This is a genomic window from Asticcacaulis benevestitus DSM 16100 = ATCC BAA-896 (genome assembly GCF_000376105.1).
In the GTDB taxonomy this organism is placed as follows: Bacteria; Pseudomonadota; Alphaproteobacteria; order Caulobacterales; family Caulobacteraceae; genus Asticcacaulis; species Asticcacaulis benevestitus.
The window spans coordinates 24101-44212 of the sequence record NZ_AQWM01000024.1 but is presented as its reverse complement, the minus strand read 5'-3'; the positions used below and the strand labels follow the sequence as shown (position 1 = coordinate 44212).

Genomic DNA, 20112 nt, shown 5'->3' with positions numbered 1-20112 from the left:
CGCACGGTCTTAAAATCCGTGAAATAGCCTGGCCTTATCCGTACCAATTGAGAACCGAGCACGGCGGTTTCATTCGCGGATAAGGCAAGCGGCGCTATCTTGATTGATCGAAAAGCGAGCCTGTCCCTCATGGCACACCTCAGAGCATTAGACTTTCGGCTACTGGCTACTCATTTCGCATTTAGACCTGCGGTTGTATTTATTTTGAACGCACCTTAAAATTAACCCTTCCTAAACCACAATGATCAACCCTAGGCTTAGCCCCGCGGAGGAGGCTATCATGTTGAGTACCGTAAAGATAAAGACGAAACTATTGGCCCTGGTTGGGGTGTTGGTCATATTATCAGGAGGGGTTGCCGCTTTCGGATTTAATCGCATTCAGCAATTGGGTAAGGCCATCCTACAGGTGGACCAGGTGGATGGCGCAGCCACGGCGTCGGCGCGCATGTCGGCCCTGGCGGCCGCCATGAACCGCTCTGAATACAGGGCCATGACCGATTTTTCGAACGGCACGACTGCCCAGATTCGCCAGACAAACATCGAGCGTGACGCAAAGTTCGAAAAACAGCTCAACTCAGCCGTCGCAAGGGCGACAGACGACGCGCAACGCCGTCAACTCGAGGACATCAAGGCGGCCTATGTTCAGTACAAGGCGTCCCGCGAAACCACCTTCGACCTGGCCGAACGTCATGCCGGACAAGACGCCCTTACGGCAAACGCGGCGGACATGGAGGATCACGTCAAGACGAGCCGCGCCGGTTCGGACGAGTTCACCAAGAAGCTCGATACCTACGCAGATGCCGCCGACCAGCTCGGCACGCAGACGGCATCCGAGCACAGCCGCCAGGCTCAGGCTGCGGCCATGGCCATGATGATCGTAGCTTTTGTCGGTATCCTCGTCGGGATGATCGGCGGTTACGTGCTGGCGACCTTCGGGATTTCAAACCCTGTCATCAAGGCCGTCGAGCAATTGCGCGATCTGGCCGATGGCAAGCTCGATATTACGATCCAGGGACTTACGCGTAAGGACGAGTGCGGCGATATTGCGCGCGGCCTTGAGGTGTTCCGTGAGAACGCCTTACGCTCCCGCACCATGGCGCGTTCGGTGAACGGTATCGTGTCAGTTGTTTCTTCAGCCTCGACCGAGATGCAAGCCACAGCCACGCAACTCAGCGCGTCTGCGCACCAGACCAGCGCGCAATCGGTGACGGTTTCGAGTGCGGCCGAGGAGGCGGGCAGCAACGTGACATCCGTGGCGGGCGCGGCCGAGGAACTCGGCGCCTCTATCACCGAAATCAGCCGCCAAATTCATGCGTCTACGGAAATTTCAGCGCACGCCGTGATCGAAGCGGAAAAGGCAATGAAGGTCGTGGACGAGCTGAATCAGTTGGCGACGGGCATTGGAGACGTGGTCGACATCATTTCAAATATTGCCAGCCAGACCAACCTGCTGGCGTTGAACGCCGCCATCGAATCGGCGCGCGCCGGTGAAGCGGGACGCGGCTTTGCCGTCGTCGCCTCAGAGGTCAAGCAACTGGCCACCCAGACAAGCCGTGCGACGACGGAAATCGGCAAGACGATCATGCAAATTCAGTCCTCCTCCGAACGTGCCGTCGAGGCCATTCAGGCGATCAACGGGACCATCGGCGAAATCCAGAAGACCGCGAACAACATCGCCGTCGCCGTTGAGCAGCAAAGTGCCGCCACCAGCGAAATCGTACAGGCCGTCACTCAGGCCTCGGTCGGAACACGCCACGTCACCGAGAATATGGTCGGCGTCGCACAAGCCGCGGAAGAGACCGGCGCGGCCGCCGGCCAGATGCTGAATGCCTCCGGCGAACTGGCGCAGCAAGCCGGCATGCTTCAGATCCAAATGGACGACTTCATGCGCTTGTCCAAAGTCGCCTGACGCCGTCAAGGACTTGGGTAGGCCTTCTAGCCCGTCGGGCGGTACCGTTTGCGCTTTGACGGCCACCTCGATGGTTTAGAAGGCTTCCCTAAAGCCATGAGCGCACGTACGGCTGGCATCATGCGTGAACTTGTGGATGTAACCAGATCTTAGGCGCCTCGTGTTGACGGGCCGGCTCTTGTCTTAGAAGAGGAGCGACCGCGCTATCTGCCCGCGAGGATCTAGCCAGCAAGGGGGCCAATGGCCACAGGCATACCAAAATCGGGCACGCCATCGGCTTTATAACGGATGAACTGGACGCGGGTGTGACGGTTAGGATCAAACAAAGGATCACCCTGAATATCTCGGTAGTCGCGAGCGTGATAAACCAGTATATCGCGACCTTTCTCATCGACCGTAAACCCGTTGTGGCCCGGCCCCCAGACTTTGTGCTCTGGAGAACTGCGCAACACCGGCTCCAGGGATTTCGACCATGAAGATGGGGCCATGATATCGGCATCTTCATTGGCCGTCAGCATGCCCATACAATAGTTTGCGTCCGTGGCCGAGGCCGAATAGGTCAGGAACAATCGGCCATGGCGCGCCAACACGGCTGGGCCCTCATTGACCTTGAAACCAATGATTTCCCATGGAAGCGTCGGCATGGATAGCCGAACCGGTTTTGCCGCAAAGGTCGTCGGGCTTGCCAAGGCCGCAAGATAAATATTGCTATTGGTGTCGATGCCAGGTTCTTGCTGAGCCCAGCACAGATACCGCACCCCTTTGTGAACAAAGCTTGTCGCATCGAGATTGAAACTGTCCCATGGCGTTTCCAATGCCCCCAGCAGCGTCCATTGGCCACTGAGTGGATTTTTAGACGGGTTGGAGAGGACGTAGGTCCTAATATGGAACTTGTCATCGCCATCACCCGCGGCGAAATATATGTGCCAACGGCCGTCAAACCAATGCAGTTCCGGCGCCCAGATATAACCTCCTAGTTTGCCGGCCTCCGGACGAGTCCAGACGACCGTTTCCTTCGCTAACCCCAGGCCCGCCAGGGTCCGCGACCGTCTTATCGCCAGCCGGTTATATTCCGGCACCGACGCCATCATATAATACCATCCGTCAGAGTGCCTGAATATCTGGGCATCCGCGCGCTGACGCACCAGCGGATTAACAAGTTTCTCTGTAGCCGCCTTCGCCGCCAAAGGAATGACGCCCGGCGACACAAGACCGCAACTTGATGTTATCTGGATAAAATGGCGCCGTGAAAAGCTGTTCATTTTCGTTCTCTAAGCAGACAAAGTGAAACGTCAGATCGATGTTAGCCACAAACACCGCGTCATGTCTGTGTTCCTATATCTATAATTTTTGCTGTTCAACGTGCAAGATCGTCCGGTTACCGCCCCATATAGGCCGCGGTCGGGTATTGCTGACACATGATCCAAAAGGCACGCAATTGCCGAGCGACCTTTGCCTTGGCGGTAGCGGCCTTGTCGAAGGCAAGCGCTTCATCCTACCTGTACGTCCAATATCTCTCGCATAGGCCGCACTGGGCAAGGTCAAGAGGCCTGGCAAATCTTTGCGGTATCGAGATGCCAGGTGAGCCAGCAAGCCTTCGACCCATGCGACAAGCTTAAATCAAATTTAAGAATTTAGCCCCATTTTTTTTGTAGGTATTAAATAAAAACTCATAGCCAAATGTAGGAAAATCAGGGAGTCAGAGATGGGTAATTGGAACATGTTCGCCAAGGCAGAATTTAACTCTGCCCAAGCTAAACTGGATGCTTTAAATCGCTCCTTGGCGATCATTGAATTTGCCATGGACGGTACGGTTCTGGATGCCAACGAGAACTTTCTGCGCGTCATTGGGTACGATCTGGGCGAGATCAAAGGAAAGCACCACAGACTCTTCGTTGACCCTGCCTTCGCCCAGAGCGCTGAGTACGAGCGTTTCTGGCAAGATCTGAAACAAGGGACATTTGCCTCTGGTGAATTCCTGAGATTTGGCAAAGGCGGCGCTAAGGTCTGGCTGGAAGCGACGTATAACCCGGTCTTCGACGAGCATGGCAGGCCAGCCCGGGTTGTTAAGTTCGCATCGGACATCACGGCGAAGAAGAATGAAACCAGCCGCTTGATGACCATGATCGATGGCATGCCGGTGGCGGTTATGACCGTCGATCCAAAGAATGATTTCCGCATCAACTATCTCAATGCCACCTCTGAGAAAACCCTGGGCGCGATTGAGCAGTATCTGCCGGTCAAGGTAGCCGATATGCTGGGCGCCTCGATCGATATCTTCCACAAGAACCCCTCGCACCAAAGACAGATGCTGGCCGACGATCGCCATCTGCCGCACAAGACGAAGATCAGGATAGGGCCTGAAGTTCTGGAACTGCAGATAACAGCTATCAAAGGGCCTGACGGAGAATATATTGCACCCATGCTGACCTGGGCTATCATTACCAACCAGGAAAATATCGCGACAGATGTGTCCCAGGTCGTCGCCGCGGTCTCGCAGGCGGTTGGCGATATGCAACGTTCAGCCGACGGTCTGGCTGGAGCTGCCGAAAACGCCAGTGAACGGGCCTCCTCAGTGGCGGCCAGTTCGGAACAGATGACCGGCGCCATCCATGAAATTTCCGGACAGGTCTCCCGGGTATCAGATCGCGCACAGCAGATTGCAATGCAGGCCGCGACCACGGATACGACCGTGCGCCTACTGGCCGAAAATGCGCGCAAGGTTGACGCGGTCGTCGCTATGATCAATTCAATTGCGGCGCAAACCAACCTGCTCGCCCTGAACGCAACCATCGAATCCGCACGTGCCGGAGACGCTGGAAAGGGGTTTGCCGTCGTCGCCGGTGAGGTGAAGGCCCTGGCGGGACAGACAGCCCGAGCGACCGATGAGATCACGCAGCAGGTGAGCGCAATTCAAAAATCAACCGAAGAGGCCGTTCTGGCCATCGGCACCATTACACAGGCTGTGGATGAATTGTCGAACCTGACAACCGCCATGGCCGGCGCCGTTGAAGAACAGGCGGCAACCACACAGCAAATGTCCAGCAATATCAACGGTGTTTCCACGGCCGCTGCGGCGACAGGAGAACTGGCCGGCAGCGTGAGCGCCATTGCCTCGGTTCTGGCCGGACACTCTGACGGTTTGAAAGGCAGCGTCGAGCGCTTCCTGAAAGCCGGCTGATGTGCCCCCTGATGGTCGTGATAGACAAGGCATCAGCGCCGCACACCTTCGGCAATGAATGCCCGCCAGGGCGAGGAAGCGCTCAGGCCTTGGGAAGAGTAAACCGCGCGTCGGTGCGCCCTCCCCTTCGTCCTCGCACCTAGGCCCGTGGCGGGTGGGGTGGCCCTTTAAGTCGCACACCTCTTCCGCCCGGCACACCGGCGTAAAGTTCGCCGATCAGTTCCACGCCGGACCTGTCCAGGGCTTCGACCACCTTGGTCAAGGTATCGACAACGCCACGCACATTGCCATCACTCATTTCCATGCGCTGGATGGTCGCTATCGACACACCGGCGAGGTCGGCCAGCGCTTTTTGATCTATGCCAAGCAAAGCGCGCGCAGCTCTCAATTGGGCAGATGTCATCATGATGGAAAATTCTCGCTTTTAAATCCGACAACTCATGTTTTAAACATGAGTGTGCCGCTATTTTATTGCATTTGCAGAGGCAAATCGTGCATTGTGGCGACTGACCTTGGCCTGACGAACGACAACGCGCAAGCGTTCATAGGCCTTTTCGTGAAACAGACAGGGGATGACGACACCTGCTGTATTTTTAGAAGGACATTCCAATGGCGAATGATGATGACGATCTGGTTGTGAAGGATGCCAACGGTACCCGCCTGAACAATGGCGATAGCGTAACCCTGATCAAGGACCTGAAAGTGAAGGGCTCTGGTGGCGTCACCCTTAAACGCGGCACGCTTATCAAGAACATCCGTTTGACCTATGATGAAGCGGAAATTGAGTGCAATGCTGACAAGGTCAAGGGGCTGGTCCTGCGAACAGAGTTTGTCAGGAAGGCCTGATGGGAAGCGAAAGCACAGGACGTCGATGTTAGTTCAACAGGGTAGCGCAAGAAACTTTGCCATTGATCGAAGGCTTGCCTGCACACTCGCGGCGGTCGCCGGCGCGCTGAATGCATCCGCCTTCTATGCGGTCGGTTTCTTCTCCGCCAATATGACGGGCAATATTTCCACCCTGTCGGACCATCTCGCCCTCGGCCAGTTTGGTCCGGCGGCTGTCTACATCCTGATTGTGCTGGCCTTTGTTGTGGGTGCCGTGTGCTCAACCCTCCTAATCAGCGCGGGCCATGCACGTGGGTTTGCCGGCATATACGCCCTGGTCATCCTCTTTGAGGCCGGCGGCATGGCCGTCCTGGGCTGTTTGCAGGTGTGGCTCGAGTCAGGCCTGCGTACGCCTTTCGTGGTGCTGGGCCTTGCCTATCTCATGGGCGTGCAAAACGCGGTGGTTACACGCATTTCTGAAGCACGTGTCCGCACGACTCATGTCTCCGGAATGGCCACGGATATTGGCATTGAGATCGGTCTACTTATAGACTCAGCGTTCCGGCGCGGTCTGCCGTCCGAAATGGCCGCTGTCCGCGCCCGCCTGCAACTGCATTTGGAAACCATCCTCGCCTTCCTTGGCGGTGGCGTCCTTGGCGTAGCGCTTTACCGCGGCATAGGCGGGGCGATGTTTTGGATTGCGGCCTTCATTCTGGCCGCGATTTCCCTGCGCGGCCTGACACAAGCCAGACAATCAACGGTCAATCGCGCGGATTTTCCTATGGACAACGATCTTTAAGGCTGAAAGTAAATGAAGCAATTAGCTCTCTATGACGGACCCTTTGGCAAGGTTCGGATCATAGAACGTTTGTGCGACGGAGCACGCTCCTATTCGATGGGAGGCGGCTTACAGACGCTCGTTGATGTCACAGGCACCAGCCTCTTCGGTTATGTCAACGCCTTGAAACTGCTCCTGCGCGACCAAAAAAGCGTGCTGATGCTCGGTGGCGGCGGCGGAAGCCTGGCCACGATGCTGGCGCGAAAAGGCCATAGTGTGACGGTCGTCGATATCGACCCCATGGCGGAGACCATAGCGAGACGCTACTTCGATCTCGATCCGCGCGTGCGCTGGTTCACGGAAGATGGTCTGACCTTTCCTGATCGCTGCGGCGTAACCTATGACGCGATCGTTGTTGATGCCTGTACGGGGAAAGGCACGGTCCCGGGCTTTACCCGGTCAGACTGGTTGTCCGGCGTTATGAAAGCCTGCACGGACTCAGGCGTTTTAATGCTCAACCTCGCTTACAATCTCGTCAATGAAGGCAGCGTGGCCATCGATGGCTTTGCCTTGTCCGAGGAGATGAGCCGCCTCGGGTTTCACAGCGTTCTGTTACGCCCTGAGGATGGCTGGGAAGGCAACGAGCTTCTTATCCTGTCCCGAACGCAACCCGCCATAAATTTACGCACGCCCGAGATTCTTGATCGCCCGACCGAGGCCAGAAGCTATCTGCTTTCCTTGCGGGCGCACGTCAGGCAGGCGCGGCTGTGACGCGACTCAAACGCGTCACAGCCGCGCTGTGCGCTGTGGCCTACCTTTTCACTGCGCTCACTTGAGCACGCCCATGGCGTCTACCAGCCTTACGTCGTGCATCTGATTGAGATAGGCTTCATAATAGCCTTTGTGAGACGCCCCAACGATCGCCAGCAGGCGTGTACCGGGATATTGGCCAAGCACATCTCGGATGTTGGACACCATCCGCAGGTTCCTTGTCTCCCAATACCCCAGGTATTTGCGCCCGAACCCCTGTGGAGACGGCTCCATAAACGCCGCGCCAAAGTCGGATTGATAGGTCTGCATCGAAGCCTCCGGTGCGTTGAACGACCTGTACATATCAAGGATACCGTCCGACTTCGTCAGGCCGTCCTGCAAGCGGCCTTTATCGGCTTGTCGCGCTTGCGTGGCGGCATTGTTCCAGGCCTGCATGATCGCATCATTAAAGGCTTTCGCCTCTACAGGATCGGCAGGGTCGGGCGTGTCGGCCGAATGGTCGTCCACACTCCAAAGACGCTCCAACCCCAGTCGCGCGGCAAGCCTCGCGGCGATCAGACTGGTCTCATTGCGACGATCCTTCAGCTTATCCAGCGCGGTGACAAGGTCCTCATTCAGGCCATCACCGGGGTGACGCTCCGTAGGCTCCAGCCGTAGCCATTGCACCAAGGCGGAGTGACGCTCACCCGCCGCCAGAAAAACCGCCGCCAGATGCCGTCGCTGCACAGCTGTTGGCGCCTTCGGCCAACTGGCCAGCAAGCGCTCAGCCTCGGCATTGGCGGCCGGAACGTCAAGCCCCGTGGCCTTGCCGGCAGGCGTAGGGTCGGGACAATAGGTCTTGACGGTATCGGCATAGCGAGCGGGATAGCGGCGCAGACTGTCACACTGAAGGCCAGACATGTCCTCAGTGGCGATGGCGGTCGGATGCCATGCCGCCAAACGATCCAGAAGCGACGACAACGTCTCCGGGTCAAAGGTTTTTGGCATATTGGAGAGATGCGCCGTGCCCAGAACCAGCACTTCGTTGAGGGCTCCGACGGGCGGGCCCTTCAATGTCTCAGGGTGAAATGAGGGTTGGTAGGTCTGCGCCTGAGAGGACGTCGCGACCAGCAACAGACCTATCGCTATGGCAAGACAAGATTGCTTTGAAACCATCGACTTACGGATCATGAGGAAAAACCTTAACGCGATAAAATTCCAAGTCAGCATCGCCACATTTTGCGGCGAATGCAATGGGGTACCGCATTAAGCTTCCGTCATGTTTCCGCGGCAATCGTCGCTGAAGGCGTTATCTTTAAACACGTTCGACCGCCAACGCTGAAGGGGAATCTCAAAGCTAGCTCTGCCTTACGCATCAGCCGCGCGAGGCGCCAGATTCCGTTGTCTGCTTCGCCCAATCCGCAACGCCTAGCTGTGCCGGCACTTCATCCAAGGCTTTATTGAGCGCGTTGTTCTTCGCCGACATGCACCCCCGATCATGTCGCAGGACCGTCTTTGTGCCGTCCGGCTTGGTCCACGTAATCACATAGTGCTGTGCATCTGTACGTCGTTCCTCACATTGCGTATCGGCCGTTGTACCGTCCGCTGGCCGGAACGCCGCAAGCATCGTTGCGGCGCCATCGTAGGCTTTTTCGCCCGCTTCACGGCCCTTCGCGCCCAATACGGCCGTGTGGCGCTCGCCCAAGTAAGCGACATGCCCTTCCGGGGTGACCGCCACCGAATATACCGGGCAGAATCCAAAGCAAGGGCCCACCGAATACGAAATGGTCTCCTGTTGCTGCGCGGCCCCATCCGATGGCTGCGGGTTCAGAGTTGAGCAGCCGCCTACGGACACCAAAAGAGCGCCGATCCCGACCACAGCGGTGAAATTGGCGACACGGTTTGTCAAATTTTGCATTCAGTCTCTCATTATTTTGTGCTTGATCGAAAGCCACCGGCTCGAACTACTGGCAACCATGCCAACGGTATGTGGTTATATCAGGTCCGCAGGATGAACGCCGCATGAATACCCTCATATTTCGGGTTTAAAGGACAATGCCAAGAAACTGGCCGTCATCGATACATCGAGCGATCGCCTGCTCGAGGAGGCGGCCATGGGCTTCCCTGAGCAGATGAAGGCAGGTGATCTGGGTAAGGGCGTAAATCCCAATGCGCTGGCCCTGCTGCCGGATGGACAGCTTCTGGTGACCTTCGGTGGCATCAACGCCGTGGGTTTGGTCGACACTGCTGGGGCCAGCGCCCGTGTCGAAGGTCTCATGCCGACAGGTAGGTATCGAAGTGCCGTCGCGACGCGCCGTGGCCTGGTCTTCGTCGTCAACCGCAAGAGCCCGCGAGGTCCTAATCCTCACGGGTGTCAGCCCAAGGTCGCGGTCGAGCGCGCCCCGCCGACGGCGTGCGGCGCGGCCAATCATCATGAACTTGCCCGCCAGTTTGCTAATTTCGACAACGTCATGGATTCGGGCGAACAATCGAGCACAGGCTGGTCGTGCCCTGGCCATCGTCTTGCCCATTCCGCCGCAGGCCTTCGTGGCGACCAGTCTGACCCAGACCTGCCCCATGCGCACGGCCGCCTATTGGGCGCAGGCAATGAAAGGGCTGAATTTCGAAGTCGAGGATCATCTCGACACAACTGCTTTCAATGCCGCCCTTTGGGCAGGCCTAGCCGGCGATGCCGAAACGCCCGCGCGCGACGGCAAGGATCTTAGTCAGGCTCGTACGGGGCTGTTGCAGAGGGCAGACATGCAGATCCCATGTCCGACCCGTCCTCTGTGACACCTGAGGAAGCCGGGGTTTTAGACGTACGCACCTGCCTTGGAGCGGAAATGCCTTCTTCAATTCTTAGATTGAAAAGCGCCTGATGTCGCCTTAAGTATAAGACATGCAGCCGGAGGGCGAACCCGGTATGCATACACTGTTATTCGGAATGCATGATGACTTATCCAATTGGTTTCGCCTGCCGTGGTTTCGGCCGATACTTGCCTGCTTTCAGGCGTCCCTCCTCAGATCTTGATAGTCTGTTTGGTCAGCCGCACGGCTGGACCGAAGACAGGTTTGCCATTTCCTTTCGGCACGTGGCCAGCCGCGATGAGACCAGTTCGGTGATGGCTGCAAAGGCCTGTCGCGAAGCGCTCGACGAAGCGGGCTGGGCTGCCAATAGTGTGGATGTTGTCATCGGGGCCTGCGGGGTTATGGAACAACCCATTCCGGGGACGTCCGTACTGGTTCATCATGAATTGGGCTTACAAAAATCCGGTATCCCCTGCTTCGATATCAACATGACCTGCCTGTCGTTTCTCGCGGCGCTTGATCAGGTCAGCCTGGCCATGAAGGCTGGACGCTATCGCCGCGCCCTCGTGTTTGCCAGTGATATTGCCTCGGCGGGGCTCAATTTTTCGCAACCGGAGATGTCGGCTATTTTCGGCGACGGCGCGGCGGCTGTCTGTATTGAAGCCACAGAAGACGGCCCGGCAATTCTGGGCGCCCGCTTTATGACTCTGAGCGGCGGCAAGGATCTCGCGCACCTTCGCGCCGGCGGCACGCGCATGCGGATAGACGATGGTTTCGAGACACTGAGCAAGGCCGCGCAATTTCACATGGATGCCTTCGGCATCTTCAAGGCGGCGGGGCGTTATCTACCAAAATTGATCGCAGACACTTTGGCCGACACAAAGGTGTCGATTGCTGAAGTGGACACGCTCATATGCCACCAGGCGAGCGCACCGGCGCTCGAATATGTGCGCCATCTGATCAAGGTTCGACCTGAGCGAGTTGTCGACGTGTTTCGTGAACAGGGCAATCAAATCGCCACCTCGTTGCCTTCAGCGCTCTACACCGCCCATAATCAGGGGCTTTTGCGCAAGGGTTCTCACGCTTTGCTCTTGGGTACGTCCGCCGGTGTAAGCCTTGGCGCCATGGTCATGCGTTTTTAATGAACGGCCCCTCAAAAACAATCCTGGTGACGGGAGCCAGCGGCGGGCTGGGCAAGGCGCTGGTTGCCGGATTGTGCGAACGCGGCATGACCGTAAGAGCGAACGGGCGGCGGGACGGGCACAAAATTGAAAGATCAGGGGTGACCTACATGCCAGCTGATCTGTTGGATAGCGATCTGGACGTTTTGACGGCAGGCGTCGAGGGCGTGTTCCATTGCGCTGCCCTCTCGAGTCCCTGGGGGAAGGCGAAGGATTTTCAGGCCATCAATGTGGATGTGACACGGCGCCTGCTGGTCTCGGCAAGGAATGCGGGATGCCAGCGTTTTGTGTTCGTTTCATCCCCCTCCGTCTATGCCTGTGAAGCCGATCAGTTCGGCTTGAAGGAAGATGACCCGATCAACAGCCGGCCGTTGAACGACTATGCCCGCACCAAAGCCGAGGCGGAAGCCTTTGTCCTGCGTGAGGCAAATGCGGGTATGAGCTGCGTCACTATCCGTCCACGCGCCATTATCGGTCCCGATGACGAAGTGCTGCTGCCGCGGTTTCTGCGACTCATCGGCAAAGGACGTTTTCCGCTGGTCCGCCGGGGCGCGGCCGAGGTTGAGCTCACGGATGTCCGGGATGTTGTGGCCGCTCTGCTGACCGCGTATGATCGGGCGGAAGCCTTGTCGGGTGAAGTCATCAACATATCCGGAGGCCGGTCGATTTGCGTTCGCGACATGGTCGACCGCCTAGGCAATGCCCTGGGCAGGACCGTGCGTTTTACAGACCTGCCCTACGGCTTTCTGCGCGCGGTCGCCGAAATATCCGAGCGGGTTTGCGGCCTCCTTCCGGGCAGGCCCGAGCCTCTCCTGACCGTTTACAGTCTGGCTACGCTCAGCTTTTCGCAGACCTTCGACCTCGCCAAGGCGCACCAGCTACTGGATTACACGCCGCAATATGACGCTGTGGAGACAGCCCTTCATATAGCGAGGCAAGCCCATGGCCGTTAAACGCTGGCATCTGCTGCGCGTGGGTGCCTGCCGGCACCCGGAAATCATGGCGCGAAAAGGCGGGCATGTCTGTCCTGTCGATTTTCCCGCGCTCGTTGGTCTCATCCTGCATGAAACATTCGGACCGATCCTGTTCGATACCGGCTACCATCGCCGCTTTTTCACCGCCACCGAGGCCTTCCCTGAACGCCTCTACCGTCTGATGACGCCGGTACAGTATGACGAAGCTGAAAGCCTTGACGTGCAGCTGGCGCGCCTCGGTCTTGCGGCGTCCGACATTGCCGGTGTGTTCGTGTCGCATTTCCATGGCGATCATGTCGCCGGTCTCAAGGCGTTTCCCAAAGCGCGGATCTTTTGCGCCCGGGACGGACTTGACCGGACGCGCCGGGGTGGCCGCTTCACACGCGTGAGGCAGGGACTGCTAAGCGCGCTTGTTCCTGACGATATTGATCACCGCGCCACCTTTCTGGAAGACATGCCGCCGCAGCCCTTGCAACTGGGCCCCTTTGCCTCCGGGGTAGATTTGCTGGCGGACGGCACCCTCCTGGCCGTTCAACTTGCGGGCCATTGCCCCGGACACTGGGGATTGTGGGTCCGGCCGCAAACCGGACCTGAGGCCTTCTTTATTGGTGACGCCGCATGGTCGATCTCGGCAATCACGGATAATGCTCCTCCCCCTGCCGTCACGACAGCCCTGCTCGGAGAGACCGCAACCTATCGCGCCACACTCTCAGCGCTCGGTCAGCTCATGACATCCATGCCGCAAGTGGAGATTATACCGTCGCATTGCCAGGTGACTGCGCAGAAATGGCTGGGCCATGGGTGAGCGCGCCGCCTATCTCTCAGCCTTGTGGTGCAAACGGTTTCGGAGCCGCAGAAAACTTGCGGCGCACCAGAGCAGGCTGTGGCGGCAGTTGCGGTCGAGCTTCGCTGACTATCCCGCCTTGCAGGACTTTCAACAGGCCGCTTTTGAAGACTTGCCAGTCATGGATGTGGCAACCTTCCGTGCCTGTTTTCAGGCCTATAATCGATATGGATTGCCAACAGAAAAAGTGGCCGAGGCGGCGCAAGCCAGTGAAGAAGGTACAATTGCGCATCTGCCTCACCACCTTCGCGCCGGCTTCTCGACCGGCACCTCAGGTGCACAGCGGGGCTTGTTCGTAACCTCCGCACAGGAGCGAGCCACCTACACGGGCCAGATCATGGCCAAACTACTTTCACCCCTTCAACTTTTATCTGTCCGCCGTGTCGCCGTTTGCCTGCGAGCGCCTAACGCACTTTACAAGGCCGGTCGTATCGACCTGAGGTTTTTCCCATTGGGCGCGGACAGTGCCGAACAGATAGCGGCCTTCTCTCCGGATCTGGTTATCGCGCCGCCGCAGGTCCTTCTGAGCCTGGCGAAAGCTGGCCGTGTACCGTCTCTCAAGCATGTCTTCTACGGGGCGGAAACGCTCAACCGTGTTGAACGGGCGTTTATCACCGAGCGCCTCGGTATCCGGCCGGACCCCATATATCAGGCGACAGAAGGATTCCTGGGCGCACCGTGCCGCCTGGGCACGCTGCACCTGAACGAGGACAGCCTGATTGTTGAGCCCGAGACACTGGCCGGTGACCGCTTCCGGCCTATTGTAACTGATCTAGTTCGCCGCACCCAAGCCGTCGTGCGTCTGCGCCTGGATGATATCTTGCAGAAGACCCATTGCCCCTGCGGCTCTCCGCTGACCGCCGTCCTCCCCGTGGAAGGCCGGGTTCAGGATATATGGTGGTGGGAACGGCCGATCTTTCCGCGCGAGGTTGAAGACCTTCTGGCGCCATTGATCCCGGCTCAACACCCCTGGATAGCTGAAGCCAGCCCGAAGGAGATACGTCTTGCCTGCCTTGATGAAGATGCCAACGTTCTTTGTGATGCACTGAAGGCGTTAGGCAGACCTGTTCTGAGGCGATCATACTTCGCCGAAAACGACTATCCCAAACGCCGTCACGTCAGGTGGCAGCCATGAGCCGAATCCTTATTACCGGCACACGCGCACCTGTGGCTCTCGATCTGGCCCAAGCTTTTCGGAGTCAGGGGCACGACGTCATGGGTTGTGATGTCTTCCAAACGGCGCTCTTCGGCAAGGGGCTGACCTACCGATCGCCCCGCTTCGAGCCCGACGGTTTCGCGGCCGATGCAGAGCGAATTGTCGAACAGACCAACCCCGATCTGATCGTTCCGTTGTGCGAGGAAATCTACTATTGGGCGCAATTGCGGCCCCCCGCCCTGTTCGCGCCATCTCTTGAAACTCTGATGCGTTTGCACTCCAAGCATGAATTTGCACGGTTCGCGGCAGGGCTGGGTCTTTCTGTGCCCATGACCGAACGTACGCCTGACTGGGCACCGGACAGCGTCTTCAAGCCGGAGTTTTCTCGTTTCGGCGTTCGCCTGCTGATCCGTCACGCTCAAGGCCCTGGTAAGGAAGATCCGTGCAATCCATGGATACGACAGGCCTATGTCGATGGTGAAGACCTGAGTTTTTATGCCATTGCGCGCGAAGGCCGCCTGCGCGCCTTCAGCGCCTATCGCTCGGCATGGCGAACGAAAGGCGGTGCCAGTTACTATTTCGATCCCTTGGAATCCGAATTGAGCGATCGTCTGCTGACCATCGCGGCGACGCTCGTAAGCGCGCTGGATCTGACCGGCCAGATCGCCTGTGACCTGCGGATGGATGCTTATGGTAAGCTTTGGTTGCTGGAATGTAACCCGCGCGCGACCAGCGGCCTTCATCTGCTGGCCCATGATCCAGCTGCCCTGGCTTCGGCCTTTCTGGCGGACGGCGATAGGTTGGCCGCAGACCGCCAGCCCGCCTGCGTAGGCCTGGCCATGGCGCTCTACGGTCTGCCTGACGCGGTGCGCAATGGACGTCTGAGGGGCTGGCGGCAGGACAGCCGGCGCGCACGGGATGTTCTGGCGAAGCGTGAACTGCCAGCCCTGGCCGATAGCCTTTCGCTCAGCCTGAAAGCCGCCCAGGGCGGTCGCGGGCTGGCTGAGTTGCTGACGCAGGATATCGAATGCAACGGCAGGCTGTCATGAGCCTGAAAAATGCCGATGTCGTGTTTGGAAGGGTGGAGATAAAGGATCGTCATCTCTGCGTCGCCATGCCTCAGTCATTCAATGCATGCTGGGTAACCTCCCTCAGCACGGCTATCGGCCCCATGGCGCGTCAGGAAATCGATCGCGAAATGACGCCACCATCTTCCTTGGCCGCAAAGGCACTTAGTCAGGTTTTCGAAGCCTTGGGGCGGTTGCTGAGAATAGACGATGTTATTTTTCCGGAACATCATTTGTTGACGACGAGTCTCTATCATCCTGAAGATCTCACGGAAATCCTGGCAGCCGGTGATGCGTTTGCAAGGCGATATCCTGACAAGGCGGTTGTTATCCGATCCCTCAATGCCCGTGATCACCTGGCGCATATCGGTCCAGGCTGCTGGCCTATCCGGATGATCTGGATCATTGATGACATTGCGCAAGATTGCCTGCCGCGGCGTGATACCCAGCGAGACACCGCCCTGTTGTCGCAGTTGAACCTGAAACGGCAGGTCCATGGCAAGGCGATAACCGAGAACACCTTGTCGGCATGCGTCGACCTGTACCGAGAGCTCTATCTTTCGACCTACTCGAAATTTAATCCCGACTATGAAACGTCCTATCTGCGGCACTTGCTGGAGGAAAGCGTGCTTGAACTCGTGACCCTCGAGGACAGCGCCGGACAGGTCGAGGCTTTTTGCGCCCTGCATGCCTGCGGCGATATTCTGTCTGTGCCGTTGCTCGGCTATAACAGGCGGCGATCTCAGGCCGAAGGCCTCTATCGCGCCACCATGCTGCAGGCCGTACAAGAGGCGCAGACGCGTGGCCTGCGCCTGAATCTCTCCGCGGGTGCCGCGGCCTTCAAACGCCACAGGGGCGCCAAACCTTATATGGAATACCTGCTAATCATGGATGGTCATTTGCCATACTGGCGGCGATGGGGGTATGCGATGATCGGTAGAGTTTTGCGCCTTATGGCGCCAGCCCTCGAACGGACAGCCTCATGAGACTACCTGCAAATATTGAAACGACGTGGTTGCCGGTCGCGCTCACCCGGGAGGTCCGGCACAAGCCGCTCAAGCGTGAATTGGCGGGCGTCCCGATCGTTCTGTGGCGTTCGAAGGCGGGCGTGAGTGTGTTCAAGGACCGCTGTCCACACCGCAACTACCCGCTGTCGGAAGGCCACATCGAGGCCGACCGGCTCGTCTGCCCCTATCACGGATGGGCATTCCACGCCGGCGGCGCCTGTGCTGACGTACCGGGATGCGCCGGCGACCTGGAACGCCTGAACGCGGAAAGCCTTGCGGCCCGTGAAATCTATGGCGTTGTTTTCGTATGCCTGAAACCTGGCTCCCGCCAAAGTGATCTGCCACCCATGCCAGAAGGTGCCGAATATGATCACTTCTGGTGGGCGATGAAACCAGAGGCGGCACGAGTCTACGATGCACTGGATAATGTGCTCGATCCCTTCCACACCAATTTTATCCACAACGGATACATTAGGGTCAAGAACCGGCGGCAACGTGTTGAGCAAAATATCGAAATCTTTGAAGACAGTTTCGAAGCTACCTATGTTCAGGATACCGATCGCGGCTGGATGTCGCGCGCACTTGAAGGGCCGCGCACGCGCAGCATCGGCCATTATTATCCGCCCGTGGCTTTTCAGGGGAGATGGGAGGGCCCCAAAGGCCTCAGCCTTTGCGTAACCATCTGGTTCGTACCGGAAAATGAACGAAGAATCCGCCCTTTTGCCCGCTTTTCGACCCTGAAATCAAAGGGCCCCGCCTGGCTTAAGGAGGCGCTGATCAGGCTCTTTCTCTTCCGAGTTATCGAGCAGGATGCTGATGCCCTCAAGAAGTTGCGAGACAATATCGAGGCCTTTGGTGGACAGCGCTTCAAAGCAGGCCCGGCAGATCGTCTAAGCGACAAACTCGCTCGTCTCTATCAGGGCCAGAAACTCACACCGGAGACGCAGGGGCCTTTTGAGTTCTGGCTTTGAACATCGCGCCCATAAAGAAGCTCAATTCTCCAAATATGAGCGAGCCGCGCCCGTTGCTGCACTCATTACGTTCGACTTGTGCCAAACCACCGAGAGCCAGGGATCGAACTGAACGGCAGGTCGCCCAACTCATCGAGGATTAACACATTGAACAGATCAGCCGAAAGTGAGGTCAATGATGTCACCCGCCGCACCTTCAAAACGTAATAGGTCTGCGTCAAACTGAACGGACACATTTCGGCCGGTTGAGGTCGCTGACAACAGGCGACGTCCTGTAGGCAGACGAACAGACGTCACGCTCGTGCGTTCCAAGTGTAGTCGCGCCTTTTGCAGCAAATTGTCTTTCCAAATTTGATCGACGGTGATCGCGCCCCTTGCACGAAGGCCGTAGGCCTCTCCCGCGTGCCAGGCTGGCGGCAGGGCGGGAAGCAGTGCGATTGCGCCTTGGTGGCTTTGCAGCAGCATCTCCGCAATCGCAGCGGTCATCCCGAAATTTCCATCGATCTGGAAGATCGGGCCCGTGGTGGCCGGATGCGTATCGAACAGATTATCGAGCGTACTGTCTCTAATGAACAAATCGACCGAGTGTCCTGACCGCATGCCATCCCCGGCGCGCGCCCAGATGGCGGTCGCCCACGCACGGCTCCAGCCCGTTGCGGCCCCGCCGTTAGCCTCACGCCGCAGCATCGAAGTGGTGGCCGCCAGCGCCAAGTCTTGGGTGCTAGGCTGTGCAATCTCGTCTCCAGGATAAAAGGGATAAAGATGAGACATGTGGCGGTGACCGGGTTCAACCTCGTCAAAATCCTGCGACCATTCCTGCAGTTGACCGAGATGGCCAATACGATAGGGTTCCAGTTGTTTCGCCAATGCCCCCAGCCGTTGCGCAAAGACGGCATCCGTGCCCAGCCGATCTGCCGCCTGAATACAATTGGCAAAGATCTCTCGCGTGAGAGCCAGGTCCATGGTGCAGCCGGAACTGACACCCGCGGGCCTGCCATCCGGCGCAAGAAACCGGTTCTCAGGAGAGATGGAAGGGGCGGTTGTCAGATGCGCACTGTTCGAATCCTTCACCAGCCAGGCGGCACAAAACTCGGCACAACCCCGCATCAAAGGATAGGCGCGCTCCCGCAGAAACTCGATGTCGCCACCAAAGGTGTAATGCTGCCAGAGATGCTGAGCAAGCCACGGCCCGCCCATAGGCCAGTTCGCCCAGAATGGATCGCCGGCCTTTTCACCCACCGGATTGGCCATCGCCCAGATGTCACTGTTGTGGTGCAGGCACCAGCCAGGCATCCCGTAGTCATCACGGGCGACCTTGCGACCATTTTCCGCGACGCGCGCGATCCAGTCGAGGAAAGGCTGGTGACAATCGGACAGATTGGTTACTTCCGCCGGCCAATAGTTCATCTGAACATTGATATTGGTGGTGTAATTGCTGCTCCACGGCGGACGCAGTTTCGCGTTCCAGATCCCCTGCAAATTCGCAGGCTGTGTTCCCGGACGCGAACTGGCGATCAGAAGATACCGACCGAAATGGAACAACACGGCAGCAAGGCCCGGATCGGTGCTCACCGCATTGGCTTCACGCCTTGCCGCCGTAGTGCCAGAAGCGGCCCCTGAGGCCAGCCGCAGGGCAGACCGGCGATAAAGGCTTTGGTGATCCGCGGTATGGCGGGCAAGCAGATCGTTAAAGGACCGCGCAGAGGCGGCCGAGAGGGTATGGATGGCTTGTGCCTCGATCATGGTGACCGACATATCTGGCAGAAGATTGAAGCCACGAAATCCCGTTGCCGCCGAGATCCGCAAGACGACCTCGCGGGCACCGCGGACAGAGATCATCCCACTTTGCGCAAAAACCTCGCCCCCGTCTGCTTCAACATCAATTGCGGCCACGAATGCCATGCCCTTGCCTGAGGTGTCGTCATAAATGACGGGATCAGGGACATTCTGATAGTCCGGAGCGCACCTCGCCGGTGCCTTGCCACGAAGCAGCAGCCGGTTCCCCGTCGCGCTCACGTCTCCCCGCAATTGTGTGTCGAGCCTCGCGTCGAATGCCAGGGTGCCGCCTTCGGCTGACAAGCGCACGACAACCACCTGATCGGGATGGGACACGAACACGTCACGGCGATAACGTGTGTGCCCCATAGCATAGCTGGTCACCGCAACGGCCTGGTCAAGCGCCAACTCACGCCGGTACGCCGTCACGTCCGCAGTGTGCTGCATTGAGAGTCTTAAATCGCCCAAGGGGGCATAACTCTGGCTGTACCGCCCCTGCATAAGCTTCGCAAGCTGATCTGCTTTGTGATAATCGCCGGCAAAGACAGCTTCGCGGACATCGGCGAGTGTCGATATCGCTTCGGGATTAGCGTTCTCGGTGGGATAGCCTGACCAGAGCGTATCGTCGTTGAGGGAGATAATCTCGTCAACGATTCCGCCACGCACCATGGCACCCAACCGACCGTTGCCGACCGGCAAACCATCGACCCAGCGTTCGGCAGGTGCATCAAACCAGAGATGATGCTCACTGTCAGAGCCTGTCACCATGGCGCGCAGAGGCAAGGCCCCAAGGGCACCCGCGGCGGACATGAACATGCCCGTTTGCAACACGTGTCGTCGCGTCCAATTATCAGACATCGGCCCTCTTTTTCGTCGCATTTGATG

Annotated in this window: 19 protein-coding genes; 13 read left to right on the top strand and 6 right to left on the bottom strand. The window is 58.1% G+C overall.

Going from position 1 to position 20112, the window contains the following annotated elements; genetic code table 11:
• Window positions 1-280: 280 nt before the first annotated feature.
• Window positions 281-1909 (top strand): methyl-accepting chemotaxis protein, encoded by a 1629-nt coding sequence (locus tag B060_RS0117725; RefSeq protein WP_031220931.1) that lies wholly within the window; start codon window positions 281-283, stop codon window positions 1907-1909.
• Window positions 1910-2130: 221 nt separating this feature from the next.
• Here B060_RS0117725 and B060_RS0117720 read toward each other — a convergent pair whose 3' ends face one another.
• Window positions 2131-3171: a glycoside hydrolase family 43 protein gene (locus tag B060_RS0117720; RefSeq protein WP_023447378.1), complete on the bottom strand. Its 1041-nt coding sequence runs from the start codon at window positions 3169-3171 to the stop codon at window positions 2131-2133.
• Between the two features lie 443 nt (window positions 3172-3614).
• Between B060_RS0117720 and B060_RS0117715 the strand changes: the two genes are divergently transcribed.
• Window positions 3615-5090, top strand: a complete 1476-nt coding sequence (locus tag B060_RS0117715) for a methyl-accepting chemotaxis protein (protein WP_236621643.1) — start codon at window positions 3615-3617, stop codon at window positions 5088-5090.
• A 139-nt stretch (window positions 5091-5229) separates the two neighbouring features.
• On the opposite strand, the gene B060_RS0117710 is transcribed toward B060_RS0117715, so the two are convergent.
• Window positions 5230-5496, bottom strand: coding sequence for a helix-turn-helix transcriptional regulator (locus B060_RS0117710; RefSeq protein ID WP_026172943.1), 267 nt, complete (start codon window positions 5494-5496; stop codon window positions 5230-5232).
• Between the two features lie 203 nt (window positions 5497-5699).
• Here B060_RS0117710 and B060_RS0117705 point away from each other — a divergent pair, with 203 nt between their 5' ends.
• From B060_RS0117705 to B060_RS26235, 3 genes are read left to right on the top strand one after another with little or no spacing between them, the layout of a single operon-like run.
• The gene (locus B060_RS0117705; protein WP_018083140.1) at window positions 5700-5936 is read left to right on the top strand and encodes an alkylphosphonate utilization protein; all 237 of its coding nucleotides are present in this window, start codon (window positions 5700-5702) and stop codon (window positions 5934-5936) included.
• 25 nt (window positions 5937-5961) lie between these two features.
• The gene (locus B060_RS0117700; protein WP_018083139.1) at window positions 5962-6714 is read left to right on the top strand and encodes a YoaK family protein; all 753 of its coding nucleotides are present in this window, start codon (window positions 5962-5964) and stop codon (window positions 6712-6714) included.
• A 12-nt stretch (window positions 6715-6726) separates the two neighbouring features.
• Window positions 6727-7464 carry a spermine/spermidine synthase domain-containing protein gene (locus tag B060_RS26235; protein ID WP_018083138.1) on the top strand — a complete coding sequence of 246 codons (738 nt, stop codon included), beginning with the start codon at window positions 6727-6729 and terminating at the stop codon, window positions 7462-7464.
• Between the two features lie 57 nt (window positions 7465-7521).
• On the opposite strand, the gene B060_RS0117690 is transcribed toward B060_RS26235, so the two are convergent.
• The 3 genes from B060_RS0117690 to B060_RS0117680 all read right to left on the bottom strand — a co-directional run bounded on the left by B060_RS0117690 (window position 7522) and on the right by B060_RS0117680 (window position 9962).
• The gene (locus B060_RS0117690) at window positions 7522-8634 is read right to left on the bottom strand and encodes a DUF5694 domain-containing protein (protein ID WP_236621642.1); all 1113 of its coding nucleotides are present in this window, start codon (window positions 8632-8634) and stop codon (window positions 7522-7524) included.
• Between the two features lie 184 nt (window positions 8635-8818).
• Entirely contained in the window at window positions 8819-9361 is a 543-nt protein-coding gene (locus B060_RS25075; protein ID WP_018083136.1) for a DUF6438 domain-containing protein, read from the bottom strand.
• A 127-nt stretch (window positions 9362-9488) separates the two neighbouring features.
• A complete protein-coding gene (locus tag B060_RS0117680; RefSeq protein WP_155847834.1) occupies window positions 9489-9962 on the bottom strand; it encodes a hypothetical protein in 474 nt (157 codons plus the stop codon).
• Window positions 9963-9966: 4 nt separating this feature from the next.
• Here B060_RS0117680 and B060_RS25070 point away from each other — a divergent pair, with 4 nt between their 5' ends.
• The 8 genes from B060_RS25070 to B060_RS0117640 all read left to right on the top strand — a co-directional run bounded on the left by B060_RS25070 (window position 9967) and on the right by B060_RS0117640 (window position 17451).
• The gene (locus B060_RS25070) at window positions 9967-10236 is read left to right on the top strand and encodes a hypothetical protein (protein ID WP_018083134.1); all 270 of its coding nucleotides are present in this window, start codon (window positions 9967-9969) and stop codon (window positions 10234-10236) included.
• Between the two features lie 329 nt (window positions 10237-10565).
• Window positions 10566-11393, top strand: a complete 828-nt coding sequence (locus B060_RS0117670; RefSeq protein ID WP_244874638.1) for a 3-oxoacyl-[acyl-carrier-protein] synthase III C-terminal domain-containing protein — start codon at window positions 10566-10568, stop codon at window positions 11391-11393.
• The gene (locus B060_RS0117665) at window positions 11393-12385 is read left to right on the top strand and encodes an NAD-dependent epimerase/dehydratase family protein (protein WP_026172942.1); all 993 of its coding nucleotides are present in this window, start codon (window positions 11393-11395) and stop codon (window positions 12383-12385) included. The genes B060_RS0117670 and B060_RS0117665 overlap by 1 nt, the downstream gene beginning before the upstream one ends.
• On the top strand, window positions 12375-13211 hold the full coding sequence (locus B060_RS0117660; RefSeq protein WP_018083131.1) for an MBL fold metallo-hydrolase: 837 nt from the start codon (window positions 12375-12377) through the stop codon (window positions 13209-13211). The genes B060_RS0117665 and B060_RS0117660 overlap by 11 nt, the downstream gene beginning before the upstream one ends.
• The gene (locus B060_RS0117655; protein WP_018083130.1) at window positions 13204-14385 is read left to right on the top strand and encodes a hypothetical protein; all 1182 of its coding nucleotides are present in this window, start codon (window positions 13204-13206) and stop codon (window positions 14383-14385) included. The genes B060_RS0117660 and B060_RS0117655 overlap by 8 nt, the downstream gene beginning before the upstream one ends.
• Entirely contained in the window at window positions 14382-15455 is a 1074-nt protein-coding gene (locus B060_RS0117650) for an ATP-grasp domain-containing protein (RefSeq protein WP_035423465.1), read from the top strand. Before B060_RS0117655 ends, B060_RS0117650 begins: the two co-directional genes overlap by 4 nt.
• Window positions 15452-16459 (top strand): GNAT family N-acetyltransferase, encoded by a 1008-nt coding sequence (locus B060_RS0117645; RefSeq protein WP_157405667.1) that lies wholly within the window; start codon window positions 15452-15454, stop codon window positions 16457-16459. Before B060_RS0117650 ends, B060_RS0117645 begins: the two co-directional genes overlap by 4 nt.
• Window positions 16460-16488: 29 nt before the next feature.
• Window positions 16489-17451, top strand: a complete 963-nt coding sequence (locus B060_RS0117640; protein WP_018083127.1) for a Rieske 2Fe-2S domain-containing protein — start codon at window positions 16489-16491, stop codon at window positions 17449-17451.
• A 156-nt stretch (window positions 17452-17607) separates the two neighbouring features.
• Here the strand turns inward: B060_RS0117640 and B060_RS25065 are convergent, their stop codons facing one another.
• The gene (locus tag B060_RS25065; protein WP_211210476.1) at window positions 17608-20085 is read right to left on the bottom strand and encodes a glycoside hydrolase family 95 protein; all 2478 of its coding nucleotides are present in this window, start codon (window positions 20083-20085) and stop codon (window positions 17608-17610) included.
• Between the last annotated feature and the right edge of the window lie 27 nt (window positions 20086-20112).